This window comes from Micromonospora sp. NPDC005172 (genome assembly GCF_040608555.1).
Lineage (GTDB): Bacteria > Actinomycetota > Actinomycetes > Mycobacteriales > Micromonosporaceae > Micromonospora.
Genome location: NZ_JBEXIL010000011.1, coordinates 20,151 through 37,248, shown reverse-complemented (window position 1 = coordinate 37,248; position 17,098 = coordinate 20,151). Strand labels below are relative to the sequence as shown.

The following is a 17,098-nucleotide window of genomic DNA, read 5'->3' as shown; positions in this document are numbered from 1 at the left end:
CCTCCCCCACCTCCGAAAGGACCCTGCACATGCGTAAGGGGATCCTCACCATCGCCGCCGTGGGCCTGCTCGCGACCGGCGGTTTGACCGCGTGCGGCGACGACGACTCCGGCTCCGACGCCGGCGGCTCCGCCAAGACCCCGAAGATCGGCGTGATCCTCCCGGACAGCAAGTCCTCGGCCCGCTGGGAGACCGCGGACCGTCGGTTCCTGGAGGAGGCGTTCAAGGCCGCTGGTGTCAAGTACGACATCCAGAACGCCCAGAACGACAAGACCGCCTTCCAGACCATTGCCGACCAGATGATCACCAGCGGCGTCACCGCTCTGATGATCGTCAACCTGGACTCCGGCACCGGCAAGGCCGTCCTCGACAAGGCCAAGTCGCAGGGCGTCGCCACCATCGACTACGACCGGCTCACCCTGGGCGGCTCGGCCCAGTACTACGTCAGCTTCGACAACGAGGTCGTCGGCAAGCTCCAGGGCGAGGGCCTGTCGAAGTGCCTGACTGAGAAGAACGCCAAGAACCCCGTCGTGGCGTACCTGAACGGCTCCCCCACCGACAACAACGCCACCCTGTTCAAGAACGGGTACGACTCGGTGCTCAAGCCGAAGTTCGATTCCAAGGAATACGTCAAGGGCCCCGAGGACGCCGTGCCGGCGTGGGACAACGCCCAGGCCGCGACGATCTTCGAGCAGCAGCTCACCAAGGCCAACGGCAAGATCGACGGTGTGCTGGCCGCCAACGATGGCCTCGGCAACGCCGCCATCTCGATCCTGAAGAAGAACAAGCTCAACGGCAAGGTGCCGGTGACCGGTCAGGACGCCAGCACCGAGGGCCTGCAGAACATCCTCGCCGGTGACCAGTGCATGACCGTCTACAAGGCCGTCCGCGAAGAGGCGAAGGCCGCGTCCGACCTGGCCATCGCGCTCGCCAAGGGCGAGAAGAAGGACACCGGCCAGACGGTGAAGGACCCGGAGGGCAACCGCGACGTCCCATCGGTGCTGCTCACCCCGAAGGCCATCTACAAGGACACCATCAAGGACGTCATCGCCGACGGCTACGTGACCAAGGAAGAGGTCTGCACCGCGGCGTACGCCAAGGCCTGCGCCGGCGCCGGCATCAGCTGACCGACGCCGCAGTACCCGCCGGGACGACCATCGCCGCCCGGCACGGGAGCACCCTCCCGTGCCGGGCGGCGCCCGCCGGACGGGCCCCGCCCCTCCCTTAAGAAGGAGACCCCGTGTCCGCGACTCCCCTGCTGGAACTCCGCGGGATCGACAAGAGCTTCGGTCCCGTCCAGGTGCTCCGCGACGTCGCCCTGAGCGTCCACCCGGGCGAAGTGACCGCACTTGTCGGCGACAACGGCGCCGGCAAGTCGACCCTGGTGAAGTGCATCAGCGGCATCTATTCCACCGACGCCGGTGAGGTCCTGTTCAACGGCGAACAGGTGCACATCGGCAGTCCCCGCGACGCCGCCACGCTCGGCATCGAGGTCGTCTACCAGGACCTCGCGCTCTGCGACAACCTGGACATCGTGCAGAACATGTTCCTCGGCCGGGAGAAGCACAGCGGCATCGTCCTGGACGAGCCGACAATGGAACAGCTCGCCGCCGAGACCCTGGCGGGGCTCTCCATCCGCACCGTCACCTCGCTTCGCCAGCACGTCGCCAGCCTCTCCGGCGGTCAGCGCCAGACCGTGGCCATCGCCAAGGCGGTGCTCTGGAACAGCAAGCTCGTCATCCTGGACGAGCCGACCGCCGCCCTGGGCGTGGCACAGACCGCCCAGGTCCTCGAACTCGTCCGCCGCCTCGCCGACAACGGCCTGGCAGTGGTGCTCATCTCGCACAACATGAACGACGTCTTCGCCGTCTCCGACCGGATCGCCGCGCTGTACCTCGGCCAGATGGTCGCCCAGGTGAAGACCACCGACATCACCCACGCCCAGGTGGTCGAGCTGATCACCGCAGGGCGCTCGGGCGGGCTCGGTCTCGCCACCGACCCGGGCAGCAACGGCGACGGCCCGCAGCCGGCCGACTCGATTTCAGGAGGCGTCCGATGACCACCACCGCCGTGCGGAAGGACGGCCCCGCGGCCGTCACACCGCCGCCGACCGTCGGGAGCCACGTCCGCAACTACGTGAGCCGGGTACGCGGTGGCGACGTCGGCGCGCTACCGGCCGTGCTCGGCCTGATCGTGCTCTGCACCGTCTTCGCCATCATGCGGCCGACGTCGTTCCTGTCGGCGGGCAACTTCGCGAACCTCTTCACCCAGGGCGCGGCGGTCACGCTGATCGCGATGGGCCTGGTCTTCGTGCTGCTGCTCGGCGAGATCGACCTCTCCGCCGGCTTCGCCAGCGGTGTCTGCGCGGCGGTACTGGCCAACGTGGTCACCGTGCTCGGCTACCCCTGGTGGGTCGCCGTCCTCGCCGCGATCGCCACCGGTCTGGTCATCGGCACCACCATCGGCCTGCTCGTCGCGAAGATCGGCATTCCGTCCTTCGTGGTCACCCTCGCCGGATTCCTGGCCTTCCAAGGCATCGTGCTGATGCTGGTCAAGGATGGCACCAACGTCTCCGTCCGCGACGAGGTGCTCATCGCCATCGCCAACCGCAACCTCACCCCCGCGCTGGGCTGGGCGCTGACCGCCCTCGCGGTCGTCGGCTACGCGGCGGTGCAACTGCTCCGACACCGCAACCGGGTGGCCCGCGGCCTCATCACCGACCCGCTCGCGGTGGTGGCGCTGCGGATCGTCGGACTCGCCATCATCCTCGGAGCAGCGGTGTACGTGCTCAACCTGGAGCGCAGCCGCAACGTCCTGATCAGCTCGCTCAAAGGTGTGCCGATCGTGGTGCCTATCATCGCGGTGCTGCTTGTCGTCTGGACCTTCGTACTACAGCGCACCAGTTACGGCCGGCACATCTACGCCGTGGGCGGCAACCGGGAAGCGGCCCGCCGCGCCGGCATCGGCGTCGACCGGATCCGGATCTCGGTCTTCATGATCTGCTCGTCGATGGCAGCCGTCGGAGGCATCGTGGCGGCCAGCCGGGCCAACTCGGTCGACCCGAACACCGGGGGCAGTAACGTACTGCTCTACGCGGTCGGCGCGGCAGTCATCGGCGGCACGAGCCTCTTCGGCGGCAAGGGCCGTGTCCTCGACGCCATCCTCGGCGGCGCGGTGGTCGCGGTCATCGAGAATGGAATGGGCCTGATGGAGTACAGCGCGGGCGTCAAGTACGCGGTTACCGGCGTCGTGCTGCTGCTCGCCGCCAGCGTCGACGCGCTCTCCCGTCGTCGCGCGGCAGCAACCGGCACCCGCTGACCGCGCGGGAGGTAGCACCAGTATGCGCCCGGCACCGAGCCAGGAGGAGGTCCGGAGGCAAAACCTCGGGGCCCTGCTGCGGTACGTGCACGTCCACGGCCCGACCACCCGGGCTGAGCTCACCACCGCGCTGGGGTTGAACCGGAGCACCATCGGCGCGCTCACCGCCGACCTGGCCGGCGTCGGGCTGGTCAGCGAGGGAACGCCGAAGGAGACCGGCCGGGCCGGACGACCGTCCATTGTCGTCCGGCCCGAGTCGGCCCGGGTGTACGTGTACGCGTACTCCGTCGAGGTGGACCGGCTCCGCGCCGTCCGGGTCGGCCTGGGCGGCGCGGTGCTCGACCGCCGCGAGCTGGACCGCCCTCGCGGTCTGCTCGCCGCGGAGGCCGCGCCGCTGCTGGCCGGCGCGGTCAAGGAGATGCAGCAGACGGTGCCCGGCGACGCGATCTGCGTCGGCACCGGCGTCGCCGTCTGCGGCATGGTCCGTCGGGAGGACGGCCTGGTCCGGCTCGGCCCCACCACCGGCTGGGTGGACGAGCCGATCGGCGCGGCGCTCGTCGCCGAGATGGGCCTCGACGTACCGGTCACGGTCGGCAACGTGGCGGACGTGGCGGCGTTCGCCGAGCACATCAGGGGCGTCGCGGCGGACTGTGACAACGTCATCTATCTGTACGGCGACGTCGGTGTCGGCGCGGGGATCATCGCCGGAGGGCGCCGGCTCACCGGACACGGCGGGTACGGCGGCGAGGTCGGCCACATGAAGGTGGTCCGCGACGGCAGGCCCTGCGAATGTGGCGCCCGCGGCTGCTGGGAGACCGAGATCGGCGAGCACGGTCTGCTGCGCGCGGCCGGACGGTCCGACGCACGGGGACGCGACGCCCTGCTCGCGGTCTTCGACGCCGCCGACCGAGGGGACGCCCGCGCTCAGACCGCGGTACGCCAGGCCGGCGACTGGCTCGGCTTCGGGGTGGCCAACCTGGTCAACGTCTTCAATCCCGAGATGGTCATCTTCGGTGGCACCATGCGCGACCTCTACCTCGCGGCGGCGGCCCAGATCCGCAGCCGGCTCAACTCCAACGCCCTCGGCGCCTGCCTGGAACACGTCCGGCTGCGTACCCCGCAACTCGGTGCCGACGCGCCACTGATCGGTGCCGCCGAACTAGCCTTCGAACGGCTCCTCGCCGACCCCCTCGACGTGGGTTGAGCCGCGTACCCTGTCCGGCGTGGACGTCGAGCTACGCGCCTCCGACGACGACCGCCACCGTGTGGTCGCCGATCTGCACCGGCACACGACGGCGGGCCGCCTCACCCTGGACGAGTTCTCCGAGCGGGTCGGCGCGGTGTGGACCTCCCGCACTCTCGGCGACCTCGCCGTCCTGACGCGGGACCTGCCGGCACTGCCCGACCCCGCGGCCGCGGCGACGGACGACGGTGGGCTCGGGCACGGACGCCGGGAGCTGCTGGTCCTCTTCGCCGTCGCCGCGCTCACCCTGCTGCTGCTCGGCGGCTTCCTCGCTGTCACCCGCTGATCCGCGTCGCCGCTGCCCCCGCGCGCCGTGAGGTCCGCAGATCGCGGCCCGCGCCGATGAACTGATCGGACGATCAGTCCGTACCAGTGGGCGGACGGGCAGCCGGCAGGATGCGGCTGCCCGGTCCAGACGCGTTTCGGTCCGGACCGAGGAGGCACCGCAGACATGGCACCGCTCAGATTGGCCCGCCGCCGGCCGGGCAACCGGACGCACCGAGCGGCGATGTTGCTCATCGCGATCGTCGCGGGGATCGGTGTCCTGCCCGGCGTGGCCATCGCCGCCCCCGCCGGGGGGCAACAGCTCAACGCCGCCGACATGACGCTGCTCAACGGTGTGCGGTTGGCCGGGCTGTGGGAGATGCCGGCCGGCCAGATGGCCGCCGAAAAGGGACAGTCGGCGAAGGTACGGGAGATCGGGGCCGGCATCGCCGGCGAGCACCAGAAGCTCGACCAGCTCGTCGTGGACGCCGCCAACAAGCTCGGCGCGTCCATTCCCACCGAGCCGACCGCCGAGCAGAAGGGCTGGCTGGCCGAGATGCAGAAGGCCTCCGGCGCCCGGTTCGACCAGATCTTCGTCACCCGACTCCGGGTGGCCCACGGCAAGATCTTCCCGGTGATCGGCGCGGTGCGGGCCAGCACCCGCGACGCGACAGTCCGCAAGCTCTGCGAGGAGGCCAACGCCTTCGTGCAGCACCACATGCAGATGCTGGAGTCCACCGGACTGGTCCGCTGGCCCGAACTGCCGCCGGCCGCGCTGCCCGCCCCCGGCAAGGACGGTCTGCTGGCCGCTGCCTCGGCGAACACCGGCCCGCAGGTCGGGGTCAGCAGCACCGTCGTCTGGCTGGTCTTCCTCGCCGCGCTCGGCACCGGCGGGATCGCCACCTATCGGATGCTGCGCCGCAGCTGACCAACGGTCGAGGTGGCCCCCGTCAGCGGTCGACCTGGGTGAAGTCCCAGGAGTGCGGGGCGCGGGCCACCAGCAGGGCGGGCGGTTCCGGCAGCGGACGCGGGTTGCTGCGCCACTTGGAGATGACCACCACCCGGTGGTCGGTGGACGAGAAGACCTCGCTGGACACGTGTAGCGGGTCGTGCTCCAGCTCGGGCAGGGCTGTGTCGCACACCCAGGTGATCAGGTCGGCGACGCCGTACGCCTCGGCGCGCGCCTCCCACATCCGCACGATCATCTTCGGTGTCCCCGTCACACGCTGACCGTGGTCAACGGCAGCGCCGAGTCGGCCGGCAGGTCCAGCCGGCTCGGCGCGACACCGGCGGCGACCAGGTGCGATCCGAGCGCGGCCACCATCGCCCCGTTGTCGGTGCAGAGCTTAGGCCGCGGCACCCGTACCCGGATGCCGTACTTCTCGGCCCGTTCCTCGGCCAGCGCCCGCAGCCGGGAGTTCGCCGCCACTCCCCCGCCGATCACCAACGTGTCGATGCCCTGCGCCCGGCAGGCGGCGATCGCCTTGTTGGTCAGCACGTCGCAGACCGCCTCCTGGAAGGACGCGGCCACGTCGGCCACCGGCACCGGCTCACCGTCGCGCTGCCGCGCCTCCACCCAACGGGCCACCGCCGTCTTCAACCCGGAGAACGAGAAGTCGTACCGGTGGGCGGCCAGGTCCTTCGCGGCGGTCAGGCCCCGCGGGAAGGCGATCGAGGCAGCGTCACCGGCCCGGGCCTCCCGGTCGATCGGCGGGCCGCCGGGGAACGGCAACCCGAGCAGGCGGGCGACCTTGTCGAACGCCTCGCCGGCCGCGTCGTCGATGGTGGCGCCGAGCGGGGTGACGCCCCGGGCCAGGTCGTCGACCAGCAGCAGGGACGAGTGCCCGCCGGACACCAGCAGCGCGATGGCGGGCTCCGGGAGCGGACCGTGTTCCAGGGTGTCCACCGCCACGTGCGCGGCGAGGTGGTTGACGCCGTACACCGGCTTCTCGGCGGCGAGCGCGTACCCCTTGGCGGCGGCGACTCCGACGAGCAGCGCGCCGGCCAGACCGGGCCCGGAGGTGACCGCGATGGCGTCGATGTCGGCCAGCGTGACGCCGGCGTCGGTCAGCGCCCGCTGCATGGTCGGCACGATGGCCTCGAGGTGGGCCCGGCTGGCCACCTCGGGCACCACGCCCCCGAATCGGGCGTGCTCCTCGACGCTTGACGCGAGCGCGTCGGCCAGCAGGGTGTGTCCGCGTACGATGCCGACGCCGGTCTCGTCGCACGAGGTCTCGATGCCCAGAATCAGCGGTTCGTCAGCCATGGTCGTGTGGTCCGTCCCCGGTCGGCTCGGCGTCGCGCCGCATGACCAGCGCGTCGGTGTTGCTCGGTTGGTAGTAGCCGCGACGCACCCCGATCGGCTCGAACCCGTACGTCGCGTAGAGCCGCTGGGCGGCGGCGTTGTCCACGGCCACCTCCAGCAGGGTGCTGCGGGCGCCCCGACGGTCCGCCTCGGCGAGCAGCTCCTCCAACAACACGCGGCCGATGCCACGCCGCTGGACGTCCCGCCGGACGGCGATGACCTGCACCCACACCTCGTCCGGAGGGGCGCCGGCCAGCCCTGCGTACCCGAGCACCGTCCCGTCGGTGTCGACCGCGATCCGGTAGTGGTGCCTGTTGGCCAGTTCGTTCCAGAACATGGCGGGCGACCACTGCCCGGCGCCGAACAGGTCCGCCTCGATCGGCATCGCCTGCTCGACGTGCCACCAGCGGAACCGTTCCAGCCGTACCGGCGTCACGGCAGGACCGGTTTGCGGGCGGTGGCCGCCACGGCGTCGGGACGGCGCAGGTAAAGCGGGGTGAGTCCTTCACCGGGCGCGCCGGCACGGATTCGTTCGGCGGCGAGCAGCGCCAGCACGGTGGCATCCGGGTAACGCGGCTCGACCCGCACCGGCAGGTCCAGAGCTTCGGCGTACCGGTGTGCTCCGTCGCCGACCGCGACCGTCGCTCCCAGCTCCCGGGCCCGCGCGGCGGCCACCGCAGGCGCGGACACCTCGGGTCCGACGATCCGCTGACCGGCGCCGTCGTAGACAGCCCAGTACAACTCCTTGCGGCGGGCGTCGCTGGCGGCCAGCACCGGCTCGCCGGCGGCCGCCGGGTACCCGATCGCATCGAGCGAACAGACGCCGTACGTCGGCACGCCGAGCACCTGCCCCATCGCGGCGGCGGTGACCAGGCCGACCCGCAGCCCGGTGAACGGTCCTGGGCCGAGCCCGGCGACGATCGCGCCCAGGTCACGCGGGCGCGCGCCGGCGTCGGCGAGGACCGCGTCGATCTGAGGCGCGAGCAGTTCACCGTGCGCGCGGGCATCGACCGTGCACCGGTGGGCCCGGGACGTCACGCCGTCCGCCGAGATCTCCACCAGCGCTGCGGTCACCGCGGGGGTCGAGCTGTCCACCACGAGTACGAGCACGGTTAGCCAGCCTAGCGGCCCCGCCACCGCCCAGGTTCACGCCCCGCCCCCGTGACCGCGGGGTCGGCCGCGGACCGCCGCCGCGGACCCTCGACCATTGGCTGCACCCATACTCGCGGTCGGTGGGCGCGTACCCCGCCGGAGCCGGCACCGCCAGCGGGGCCCAGCGGGTGACCGCCGCTGCGGATCCTCGTGCCGCACCGTCCCCGACGCGCCCGGGCCACCAGCGGCGGGGCGGGGCCGACAACTGCGATGAGCGTGATGCCTCTCAGTCATCTAGATGACTGAGAGGCATCACGCTCACCGCAGCGACCGCCGCCGACCAGCCGGAGGCACGAACCCACGCTGATCTCGGCGCGGATCGCGGCGAGTCGCCAATCCGCCGCAGGGCTGTCGGAAACGCCGTGATCTGAGCCAGCATGCCGGGATGCCATCGACTCACCTCGGCAATCTGCTCGGCGCCGCGCTACGGCACCAACGTCAACGACGCGAGCTGAGCCAGCGTCAGCTCGCCGGGCTCGCCGAGGTCAGCCAGACGGCGGTGGCCCGGATCGAACGCGGCGAGCGCTCGCCGAGCATCCCGGTGCTGGAGCGGTTGTTCGCCGCGATGGACGTGCAGTTGGTGGTCGGGGTCGAGCCGCTGGACGCGCACCTCGACGCCCGCATCGACGAACTGGCGGCCCGGCCGATCGCCGAGCGCATCGACGATCTGGGACTGGATCGGATGATGGACGCGCTCAAGGACTTCCCCCAGGCACTGACCGGCGGCACGGCGGCCGTGTTGCAGGGCGCGCCCGTGCCGGTCGACGCCGTGGAGATCGCCCTGCGCTGGGAGGACTCGAAGCGGTTCACCGCGTGGCTGGCGGCGCACTACGGTCAGCGCTGGAACGCCCGCTGGGAAGAGTTCGGTGGCGTGTGGTTGGAGCCGGAGGAGCCGGGCGAGCACCGCTGGTCGACCCTGTACGGCGAGATCAGGGCGACCATGTGCGACGAGTTGCCCGAGACGGTCGAGGTGCGCCACGGCGGGCGGGACTACCGGGTGGTGCCGCTGGTCGAACTGGAGCTGACCGAGCCGCGGGCCGCCGACCTGCTGCGCCGCTACCGGGACCGGCGCCGCGCCACCGGGGACTGACCCGGCGATGCGGGCCGGGGCCAAGCGGCGGTGCGGGCCAGAGTCAGCCGGCGGTGCGCTCCCAGTCGACGGTGGGTCGGCCGGCGTCGGCGAGGGCCTTGTTGGCCGCGCTGAACGGGCGACTGCCGAGGAAGCCGCGCGGGTTCATCGGGCTCGGGTGGCCGGCCTCCAGGACGACATGCCGTGGGTTGGTGACCAGGCCCGCCTTCTTGCGGGCGTAACTGCCCCAGAGGAGGAAGACCACCCGGTCCGGCAGAGCGTCCAGCGCCCGGATGGTGGCGTCGGTGAACTCCTCCCAGCCCGAGTTGGCATGCGATCCGGGGGTGGCCTGACGCACGGTCAGCACCGCGTTGAGCAGCAGCACACCCTGCGCTGCCCAGCCGTCGAGGTTGCCGCTGCGCGGCTTGGGCACGCCCACGTCCTCGCCCAACTCCTTGAAGACGTTGCGCAGCGACGGAGGCACCGACACACCCTCGCGGACGCTGAAGCTCAACCCGTGCGCCTGCCCGGCCCGGTGGTAGGGGTCCTGACCGAGGATGAGCACCCGCGTGGCCTCCGGCGGGCAGAGCCGGTACGCCGAGAAGAGATCCTCCACCGGCGGGAAGACGGTCTGCGTCGCGTACTCCCGGGCGACGAACTCGGCCAGCGCGGCAGTACGGGCCGGATCGAGGTGCGGGGTGAGCACGGCACGCCACTGCTCCGGCAGCAGCGCCAGCAGATCCAGGGCGGGGGCATCGTCGGACATCAGGAACCTCTTCCAGCGCGGGTCGGTCCCCCGCACTCTAGGCACCAGGTCCGACAGCGCCGCGCCGACCTAACCCAGATCGGCCAGCCGCCGTGCCCAGTCGCCACCGACCGGATCCAGCTCGACGACCCGGGTGTCGTCGTCGCGGCGGTCGATGCGGACCCGCAGGTGCGCGTCGACCAACTGCTCGACCAGGCCCTCGCCCCACTCGACCACGGTCACCGACTCGTCCACCGAGGCGTCCAGGTCCAGGTCGTCGATCTCGGCGCGCGGGTCGCTGGCGGCGCCCAGCCGGTACGCGTCGGCGTGCACGAGTGCCACCCGGCCGCCTCGGGCCGGGTCGGGCCGGTGCACGCGGGCGATCACGAACGTCGGCGAGGTCACGTCACCGAGGACGTTGAGCCCGGTGCCGATGCCCTGGGTGAGCGCGGTCTTGCCGGCGCCCAGCGGGCCCGTCAACAGCACCAGGTCACCGGCCCGCAGCAGCCCGGCCAGCCGGCGGCCGAACTCCCGAGTGTCCTCGACGGTCGACAGTTTGACGACGAAACTCACCGGTCCTCCATGCTCTGCAGTGACTCGAGGAACCGCTCCAGCGCGGCGTTGACCTCGTCGGCGTGCTCCAGCATCACCACGTGACCACTGTCTTTGATCTTGATGAACTCGGCGTGCGGCAGCCGCCGGACGATCTCCTCGGAGTGGGTCACCGGCGTGATCATGTCCTTGTCGCCGACGACCACCAGCACCGGCGCGTTCGCCAACGCCGCCAGCGCCGGGAAGCGCGAGTGCGTGGCGAGCGTCCGCAGGTAGCGGGTCACCGTGTCGGCCGAGGTCCGGGAATTCATGGTCTCCACGTAGGACACCAGCCGAGAGCTGGGCTTGCGGGTGCCGAAGCCGTACTTGCGGGTCAGCAGCCAGGCCACGTTCGACGTCGACTTGCGGGCCTTGTCGATCACCGGGCCGCCGTACCGGGTGGCGTTGCTGACCATGTACAGCACCGGGCCACCGACCCGGCCCAGCAGCGCCGGAGCCACGAGCTTGGTCTCCGCGACGAGCCCGCCCGACGTGGCCATGAGCACGGTGCCCACCACCCGGTCACCGAACAGCTCCGGGAACAGCTCGGCGAACGCCATGATGGTCATGCCGCCCATCGAGTGACCGACCAGCACCAGTGGCCCCTCCGGGGCGACCCGATCGATCACCTGGCGCAGGGTCCGGCCGAGCACGGCCAGATCGTACTCACCGGTCTCCAAGCGGCCGGACTGGCCGTGACCGGGCTGGTCGTACGCCACGATCCGGTAGTCACCGCGCGCGGCGAGCATCTTGCGCTGGAAGTGGAAGGTGCCCATGTCCAGGCAGAAGCCGTGCACCAGCACCACCGTCGGGTGTCCCCGCACCGGGCGGGTCGGCTCGACCACCTCGACGTGGATGTCGGTGCCGTCCGGCAGCTCCAGTCGGAACGCCTCGTCGTACCGCTCCTCGCCGAACGTCTCCTGCGCGTACCGATCGGTCGGGTCGGTCTTCAGCCGGCGGACCAGGGTGCGTTCGGTCGCGACGCCGGCGGCCAGACCGGCCGCCGCCACCCCGACCGCAGCACCGACCAGGCCGGCGACGCGGCCGGCCGCGGTCCGCGGGCGCGGGATGCGGTACGCCATCAGGGGTGCTCACCGTCGTAGACGCGCGGCACCCGCGTGCCACCGAACCGGGTGACGATCTCGTAGTTGATCGTGCCGACCGCCTCGGCCCAGTCGTCGGCCGTCGGCTCGCCGTCGGCGCCACTGCCGAACAGGGTCGCCACGTCGCCGTCGGCCACCGGGTCGTCGCCGCAGTCGAGCACGAACTGGTCCATGCAGACACGTCCGGCGATCGTGCGCCGTGCGCCGGCGAGCTGCACCGGGCCGCTGTTGGACGCGTGTCGGGGCACACCGTCGGCGTACCCGAGCGGCACCACGGCGAGATTGGCGTCGGACTGTGTGGTGTAGGTGTGGCCGTAGGAGACGCCGGTGCCGGCGGGTACCCGTTTGGTGAGCATCACCCGGGCGCGGGCGGTCATCGCCGGTCGCAGCCCGTACGTCTCGCCGGCCACCGGCGACAGGCCGTAGATGGCCAGCCCGGGACGGACCAGGTCGAAGTGCGTGTCGGGGCGGGTCAGGGTGGCCGCCGAGTTGGCCAGGTGTCGCCAGCGGGGGCGCAGCCCGGCCCGCTCGACCATGGCCAGTCCCTCGTGGAAGACAGCGAGCTGCCGGTCGGTGGTCGGGTGACCGGGCATGTCGGCGTACACGAAGTGGCTCCAGACGCCGACCACCTCGATCAGGCCGTCCGCCTGGGCCTTGGCGGCGGCGTCGAGCAGGGCCGGCCAGTCGGCGACGGTGGCGCCGCCCCGGGACAGCCCGGTGTCGATCTTCAGGTGCAGCCGGGCGGGGCGGCCGGCACGTTGACTCGCCGCGACCATCTCGTCGAGCTGCGAGAGGCTGGCGGCGGCGAGATCCACTCCCGCGCCGACCCCCTCGTGCAGCGGCAGGCCGGGCGCGAGCAGCCACGCCAGCACCGGCGCGGTGATCCCGGCCCGACGCAGCGTGAGCGCCTCGTCGAGGGTGCAGACGCCGAGCCAGTCGGCCCCCGCGTCCAGCGCGGCCCGGGCGGCCGGGAGCATGCCGTGGCCGTACCCGTCGGCCTTCACCACCGCCATCAGCTCGGCGGTCGTGCCGGCGCGCAGTCGGCTCACGTTCTCGCGGATGGCGTCTAGATCGACGCGTACCTCGGCCTGCCACATGCGCCCAGCCTACTTTCCAGCCTGATCACCATGGGCGGCGACGCACGGCCCGGCACACCGACCGGATGGGGACGGGACGATCAGCCCACCCTGGCGATGACCGGGCGCAGCGCGGTCACCACGTCGGGCGCGGTCACCGGGCCGCCGCGGGCCGCCTCCCGACCGGCCAGCCCGTGCAGGTACGCGGCCCCGGCGGCCGCCCGGTCCGCCGGCACCCCGGCCGCCAGCAGCGAGCCGAGCAGCCCGGCCAGCACGTCGCCGGTGCCGCCGGTGGCCAGCGCCGGGGTGCCGGTCGGGTTGACGTACGCCCGGCCGTCCGGCGTGCCGATCACCGTGCGGTCCCCCTTGAGCAGCACGACCGCGTTCATCCAGGCGGCCAGTCGCAGCGCCGACCCGACCCGGTCGGCGCCGGGCTCCTCCCCGCACAGCCGGGTGAACTCCCGGTCGTGGGGCGTGACGACGATCGGGGCGTCCCGGCCGCGCAGCCGGTCGGCGAGTGAGCCGTCCACCAGCAGGGTCAGCGCGTCCGCGTCGAGGACCACCGGCACCGAGGTCGCCAGGACGGCCCGCAACTCGGCCGCCGCGTCGTCGCCGGTGCCCAACCCCGAGCCGCACACCCACGCCTGCACACGGCCGGCGTCGGCCACCCGCGGCGTGGCGATCACCGAGGGGTGCTGGTGCAGCACCTCGGCACGAGCCCCACCGGCGTACCGGACCAGGCCGGTCGGCCCGGCCAGCGCCCCGCCGACGGAGAGCACCGCCGCGCCCGGGTACGTCGCCGAGCCGGTCGCCACCCCCACCACACCCCGGGTGTACTTCTCCGACGCGGCACCCAGCTCGGGCCACCACCGCTGAAGGTCGGACCACTCGGTGACGTTCAGCGCGGGGGTGCCCCGCAGCCAGGGCCGCAGCCCGATGTCGACCAGCTCCACCTGCCCGGCCAGCGCGGTGGCCGGGCCGACCACGAGGGCGGGCTTGAGCGCACCGAAGGCGACGGTCACGTCGGCGCGGACGGCGACAGGTCGGCCGGACGCGCCCAGTGGCACGTGCCCGGTGTCCACCGCCACTCCGCTCGGCACGTCCACGGCCAGGACGGTGGCCCGCTGGCCGTCGCGCCCGCGCAGGTCGCTCAGCCGCTGGGCGATCTCGTCCGCGTTCGCGCGCAACCCACCTGCGCCGCCGATACCGACGATGCCGTCGAGGACCAGGTCGACGGGACCGGCGGGGCGGTCGACCAACCGGCCGCCAGCGGCCCGCAACGCGGCCAGTCCCGCGACGTGCGCCCGTCCCGGAGTGAGCAGCAGGGCGGACACCTCGACTCCCCGGCGGGCCAGCCGCTCGCCGGCGTAGAGCGCGTCGCCGCCGTTGTCGCCGGAGCCGACGAGCAGCAGCACCCGGCCGCCGTACACGCCGCCGCGCTCGGCCAGCAGCAGCGCGGCCCGTCGGGCCAGCCCGGCCGCGGCCCGCTGCATCAGCGTGCCCTCCGGCAGCGTGCCCATCAGTCCCGCCTCGGCCGCCCGTACGTCGGCCACCCGCCACACCGGTCTCATGTCACCGTGTCCCATCCGTTCCGCGGGTCGGCCGACGCGGCCCACCCGGCCGAGGTCACCGTTCCGCGACCACCATCGCCGACGCGATCCCGCCGTCGTGTGACAGCGAGAGGTGCCAGTGGTTGATCCCACGCTCGGCGGCCACCGCCGCGACGGTCCCCGAGACGCTCAGCCAGGGCCGCCCGTCCTCGTCGGGCACGATCTCGCAGTCGTGCCACCGCAGGCCGGCCGGAGCGCCGAGCGCCTTGGCGACAGCCTCCTTCGCCGCGAAGCGGGCGGCGAGCGACTCCGGCGAGCGCGGACCGCCGGAGCGGGTGATCCGCTCCGGCGCGGTGAAGAGCCGGTCGGCGAGCAGCGGCGTCCGCCCCAGTGACCGGGTGAACCGGTCCACCAGGACGACGTCGAGGCCGACAGCGACGATCACCTGATCACCCTACCGGCGGTCGGGGCGGCAGATTAGCCGTCGGGCCCGCCGTGGGCAACGCCTGTGGACACACCGGGGTACGGCCGCGGCCGGTGCGTCCACAGGGCATTCCGGGACGGTTCGGAGCCCCCTAGCGTTCAGCGCGTCGGTTGCCGATCGAGCACGGGGGTGGGTCATGGCCGAGGAGCCGTTCGACGTCCGGCCGCAGGAGCTGCGCGCTGTGGCCCGCGCGCTCGACGACGAGGCGTACCGGTTGGCGGCGGGTCTGGCGCGGGTCCCGGGGCTGCTGGTGCCGGCACCGGGCTGGCGGTCGGCCGTGGCGCTGGCCGGGCTGGAGGCGGCCGGGCACGCCTGGTTCTGCCGACTGGGCGCGGACGTGGCGGCGACCGCCGGTGGGGTCCGTGCGGCGGCCGAGGCGTACGAGACGGTGGACGACCGGGCGGCGGGCCGCTTCGCCGCCGTGCCCCGGTGAGCGGGGTCGGCTATCGGCAGCTCTGGGCCGCCGATCCGGCAGGTTGGCGGGCGGCCGGCACCGCCTGGGCCGGGTTGACCGGGCCGGTCGACCGGTACGCCGGTGAGCTGGCCGGGGCCGCCGGGCGGCTGCGGGGTGGCTGGTCCGGGGTGGCCGCCACGGCGGCCGACGGCCGGCTCGGCGGTCTCCGCGACGAGCTGACCTCGGTGGCACCGGCGCTGATCGAGGCGGACCAGGCGCTGGCCGAGCTGGCCCGGCAGCTCACCGTGGCGAAGGCCCAGCTGGCGGAGGCGGTCACCCGGGCCGAGGCGGCCGGCTTGGCGGTGGACCGCAACGGCGATGTGCGGATGGATTCGGCGCAACCCGCGTCCGCCGGCGTGCCGGCACCCGGCTCGTCAGCGCCGGGATCGGGGGCGGGCGTCGGGGCACCGGCCGGGGCGGGAAACGGCGGGGCGGCCGGAGGCGCGCTGGCCGGCGCGGCGACGGCGTCGGCGGCCGGCGTGGGTGCGGGCGCGGCGGCCGGTATCGCGGCGGCGGGAGTGGCGGCGGCTCTGCGCACGGCGATCGGGCGGGCGGACGCGGCGGACCGGGCCGCCGCCGACCGGCTGGCCGAGCTGACCCGTTCCGCCGGCACCGGGTGGGCGTCCCCGCCACCGCCCGGCCGACCAGCCGCCGGTGCGTCGCCACCGGTGGTGCGCGCCTGGTGGTCCGGGCTGACTCCGGCCCAGCGGCGGTGGCTGGTCGGCCACGAGCCGGCGCTGGTCGGTGGTCTGGACGGGGTACCGGTGGCAGCCCGCGACCAGGCCAACCGCCTGCTGCTCGGCGCGCGGCGCGAGGAGTTGCTCATCGAGCGGCGGCGGTTGCTGGCCCGCGTGCCGCCGGGGCCGCTCGAATCGGTACGACTGCGCGCGGTCGCGGGTCGGCTGGCCGGCCTGGACGCGCTCACCGAGCGACTGGCCGGCGGGGCGCCGCGGGCGTACCTGCTGGGGTTGGACCCGACCGGTGAGGGGCGGGTGGTGGTGGCGCTCGACGACCCCGACCACGCCGATCAGGTGCTGACGTATGTGCCGGGGATGACCGCTGGGCTGGACGACGCCCCTGGCGAGCTGGGTCGGGCCGCCCGGGTGCTGGAGCGCTGCGCGGCGCTCGTGCCGGGTGAGCGCAGCGCGGCCGTGCTGTGGCTGGACTACGACGCACCGGACTTCCTGACCGAGGCGGCGTCGGCCAGCCAGGCCCGGGACGCCGGCCCGGCGCTGCACCGTTTCCAGGAGGGGCTGCGCGCCACCCACGAGGGGCCGCCGGCCCGGCAGACGGTGCTCGGGCACAGCTACGGGTCGCTGGTGGTGGGCATGGCCGCCCGCGAGCACGGGTTGGCGGCCGACGCGCTGATGTTCGTCGGCTCCCCCGGGGTGGGCGTGGCGCACGCCGACGAGCTGGGCATTCCGGCCGGACAGGTGTGGGCCAGCAGTGCCCCCGACGACGTGATCCGCCTGGCCCGGCCGGTGGACGAGCTGGTCCGCCCGGCCGTGCTCGGCGCCGCTCCGCTCGCCGCGGTACTGGGCTGGCCGGATCGGACCGGCCACGAGCTGTGGTTCGGCCACGATCCGGCGGATGCCGGGTTCGGCGGCCGGGTGTTCTCCAGCGGGCGGGGCGGGCATGCCGGCTACTGGGAGCCGGACAATCCGGCGCTGGACGGGATGGCCCGCGTCGTGCTGGGCCGGTGACGGCTCCGGTCCCGGGACGGGTACGGACGACGGAGCCCCGG

19 protein-coding genes are annotated in these 17,098 nt (G+C 73.2%); 9 read left to right on the top strand and 10 right to left on the bottom strand.

Annotation, left to right across the window (positions count from 1 at the left end; genetic code table 11):
- Positions 1-29: 29 nt before the first annotated feature.
- The 6 genes from ABZV06_RS10015 to ABZV06_RS09990 all read left to right on the top strand — a co-directional run bounded on the left by ABZV06_RS10015 (position 30) and on the right by ABZV06_RS09990 (position 5,753).
- Positions 30-1,127, top strand: a complete 1,098-nt coding sequence (locus tag ABZV06_RS10015) for a substrate-binding domain-containing protein (protein WP_355246946.1) — start codon at positions 30-32, stop codon at positions 1,125-1,127.
- 113 nt (positions 1,128-1,240) lie between these two features.
- Positions 1,241-2,059 carry an ATP-binding cassette domain-containing protein gene (locus ABZV06_RS10010; RefSeq protein ID WP_355246944.1) on the top strand — a complete coding sequence of 273 codons (819 nt, stop codon included), beginning with the start codon at positions 1,241-1,243 and terminating at the stop codon, positions 2,057-2,059.
- Entirely contained in the window at positions 2,056-3,318 is a 1,263-nt protein-coding gene (locus tag ABZV06_RS10005) for an ABC transporter permease (RefSeq protein WP_355246941.1), read from the top strand. Before ABZV06_RS10010 ends, ABZV06_RS10005 begins: the two co-directional genes overlap by 4 nt.
- Before the next feature lie 22 nt (positions 3,319-3,340).
- Positions 3,341-4,522, top strand: coding sequence for an ROK family protein (locus tag ABZV06_RS10000; protein ID WP_355246938.1), 1,182 nt, complete (start codon positions 3,341-3,343; stop codon positions 4,520-4,522).
- 19 nt (positions 4,523-4,541) lie between these two features.
- A complete protein-coding gene (locus ABZV06_RS09995) occupies positions 4,542-4,847 on the top strand; it encodes a DUF1707 domain-containing protein (protein ID WP_355246935.1) in 306 nt (101 codons plus the stop codon).
- 165 nt (positions 4,848-5,012) lie between these two features.
- Positions 5,013-5,753, top strand: a complete 741-nt coding sequence (locus tag ABZV06_RS09990) for a DUF4142 domain-containing protein (RefSeq protein ID WP_355246932.1) — start codon at positions 5,013-5,015, stop codon at positions 5,751-5,753.
- 22 nt (positions 5,754-5,775) lie between these two features.
- Here ABZV06_RS09990 and ABZV06_RS09985 read toward each other — a convergent pair whose 3' ends face one another.
- From ABZV06_RS09985 to tsaB, 4 genes are read right to left on the bottom strand one after another with little or no spacing between them, the layout of a single operon-like run.
- Positions 5,776-6,030, bottom strand: coding sequence for a hypothetical protein (locus ABZV06_RS09985; protein ID WP_074314499.1), 255 nt, complete (start codon positions 6,028-6,030; stop codon positions 5,776-5,778).
- A 14-nt stretch (positions 6,031-6,044) separates the two neighbouring features.
- On the bottom strand, positions 6,045-7,091 hold the full coding sequence (gene tsaD / locus ABZV06_RS09980) for a tRNA (adenosine(37)-N6)-threonylcarbamoyltransferase complex transferase subunit TsaD (protein ID WP_355246930.1): 1,047 nt from the start codon (positions 7,089-7,091) through the stop codon (positions 6,045-6,047).
- The gene (rimI, locus tag ABZV06_RS09975) at positions 7,084-7,566 is read right to left on the bottom strand and encodes a ribosomal protein S18-alanine N-acetyltransferase (RefSeq protein WP_355246928.1); all 483 of its coding nucleotides are present in this window, start codon (positions 7,564-7,566) and stop codon (positions 7,084-7,086) included. Before rimI ends, tsaD begins: the two co-directional genes overlap by 8 nt.
- Complete coding sequence (gene tsaB, locus ABZV06_RS09970) at positions 7,563-8,240, bottom strand: tRNA (adenosine(37)-N6)-threonylcarbamoyltransferase complex dimerization subunit type 1 TsaB (protein WP_355246925.1); 678 nt, start codon at positions 8,238-8,240, stop codon at positions 7,563-7,565. The genes rimI and tsaB overlap by 4 nt, the downstream gene beginning before the upstream one ends.
- 427 nt (positions 8,241-8,667) lie before the next feature.
- Here tsaB and ABZV06_RS09965 point away from each other — a divergent pair, with 427 nt between their 5' ends.
- Positions 8,668-9,372: a helix-turn-helix transcriptional regulator gene (locus ABZV06_RS09965; RefSeq protein ID WP_355241987.1), complete on the top strand. Its 705-nt coding sequence runs from the start codon at positions 8,668-8,670 to the stop codon at positions 9,370-9,372.
- A gap of 43 nt (positions 9,373-9,415) precedes the next feature.
- Here ABZV06_RS09965 and ung read toward each other — a convergent pair whose 3' ends face one another.
- The 6 genes from ung to ABZV06_RS09935 all read right to left on the bottom strand — a co-directional run bounded on the left by ung (position 9,416) and on the right by ABZV06_RS09935 (position 14,861).
- Entirely contained in the window at positions 9,416-10,117 is a 702-nt protein-coding gene (gene ung, locus ABZV06_RS09960; protein ID WP_355241990.1) for a uracil-DNA glycosylase, read from the bottom strand.
- A gap of 69 nt (positions 10,118-10,186) precedes the next feature.
- Positions 10,187-10,669: a tRNA (adenosine(37)-N6)-threonylcarbamoyltransferase complex ATPase subunit type 1 TsaE gene (tsaE, locus tag ABZV06_RS09955; RefSeq protein WP_355241993.1), complete on the bottom strand. Its 483-nt coding sequence runs from the start codon at positions 10,667-10,669 to the stop codon at positions 10,187-10,189.
- Positions 10,666-11,769 carry an alpha/beta hydrolase gene (locus tag ABZV06_RS09950; RefSeq protein ID WP_355620218.1) on the bottom strand — a complete coding sequence of 368 codons (1,104 nt, stop codon included), beginning with the start codon at positions 11,767-11,769 and terminating at the stop codon, positions 10,666-10,668. The genes tsaE and ABZV06_RS09950 overlap by 4 nt, the downstream gene beginning before the upstream one ends.
- Entirely contained in the window at positions 11,769-12,887 is a 1,119-nt protein-coding gene (alr, locus tag ABZV06_RS09945; RefSeq protein ID WP_355620215.1) for an alanine racemase, read from the bottom strand. Before alr ends, ABZV06_RS09950 begins: the two co-directional genes overlap by 1 nt.
- 80 nt (positions 12,888-12,967) lie before the next feature.
- Positions 12,968-14,437, bottom strand: coding sequence for an NAD(P)H-hydrate dehydratase (locus tag ABZV06_RS09940; protein WP_355242002.1), 1,470 nt, complete (start codon positions 14,435-14,437; stop codon positions 12,968-12,970).
- Between the two features lie 55 nt (positions 14,438-14,492).
- Positions 14,493-14,861 (bottom strand): holo-ACP synthase, encoded by a 369-nt coding sequence (locus ABZV06_RS09935; protein WP_355242005.1) that lies wholly within the window; start codon positions 14,859-14,861, stop codon positions 14,493-14,495.
- Positions 14,862-15,036: 175 nt separating this feature from the next.
- Here ABZV06_RS09935 and ABZV06_RS09930 point away from each other — a divergent pair, with 175 nt between their 5' ends.
- Positions 15,037-15,333: a hypothetical protein gene (locus ABZV06_RS09930; RefSeq protein WP_355242007.1), complete on the top strand. Its 297-nt coding sequence runs from the start codon at positions 15,037-15,039 to the stop codon at positions 15,331-15,333.
- A complete protein-coding gene (locus ABZV06_RS09925) occupies positions 15,330-17,057 on the top strand; it encodes an alpha/beta hydrolase (protein WP_355242010.1) in 1,728 nt (575 codons plus the stop codon). Before ABZV06_RS09930 ends, ABZV06_RS09925 begins: the two co-directional genes overlap by 4 nt.
- Positions 17,058-17,098: the final 41 nt, after the last annotated feature.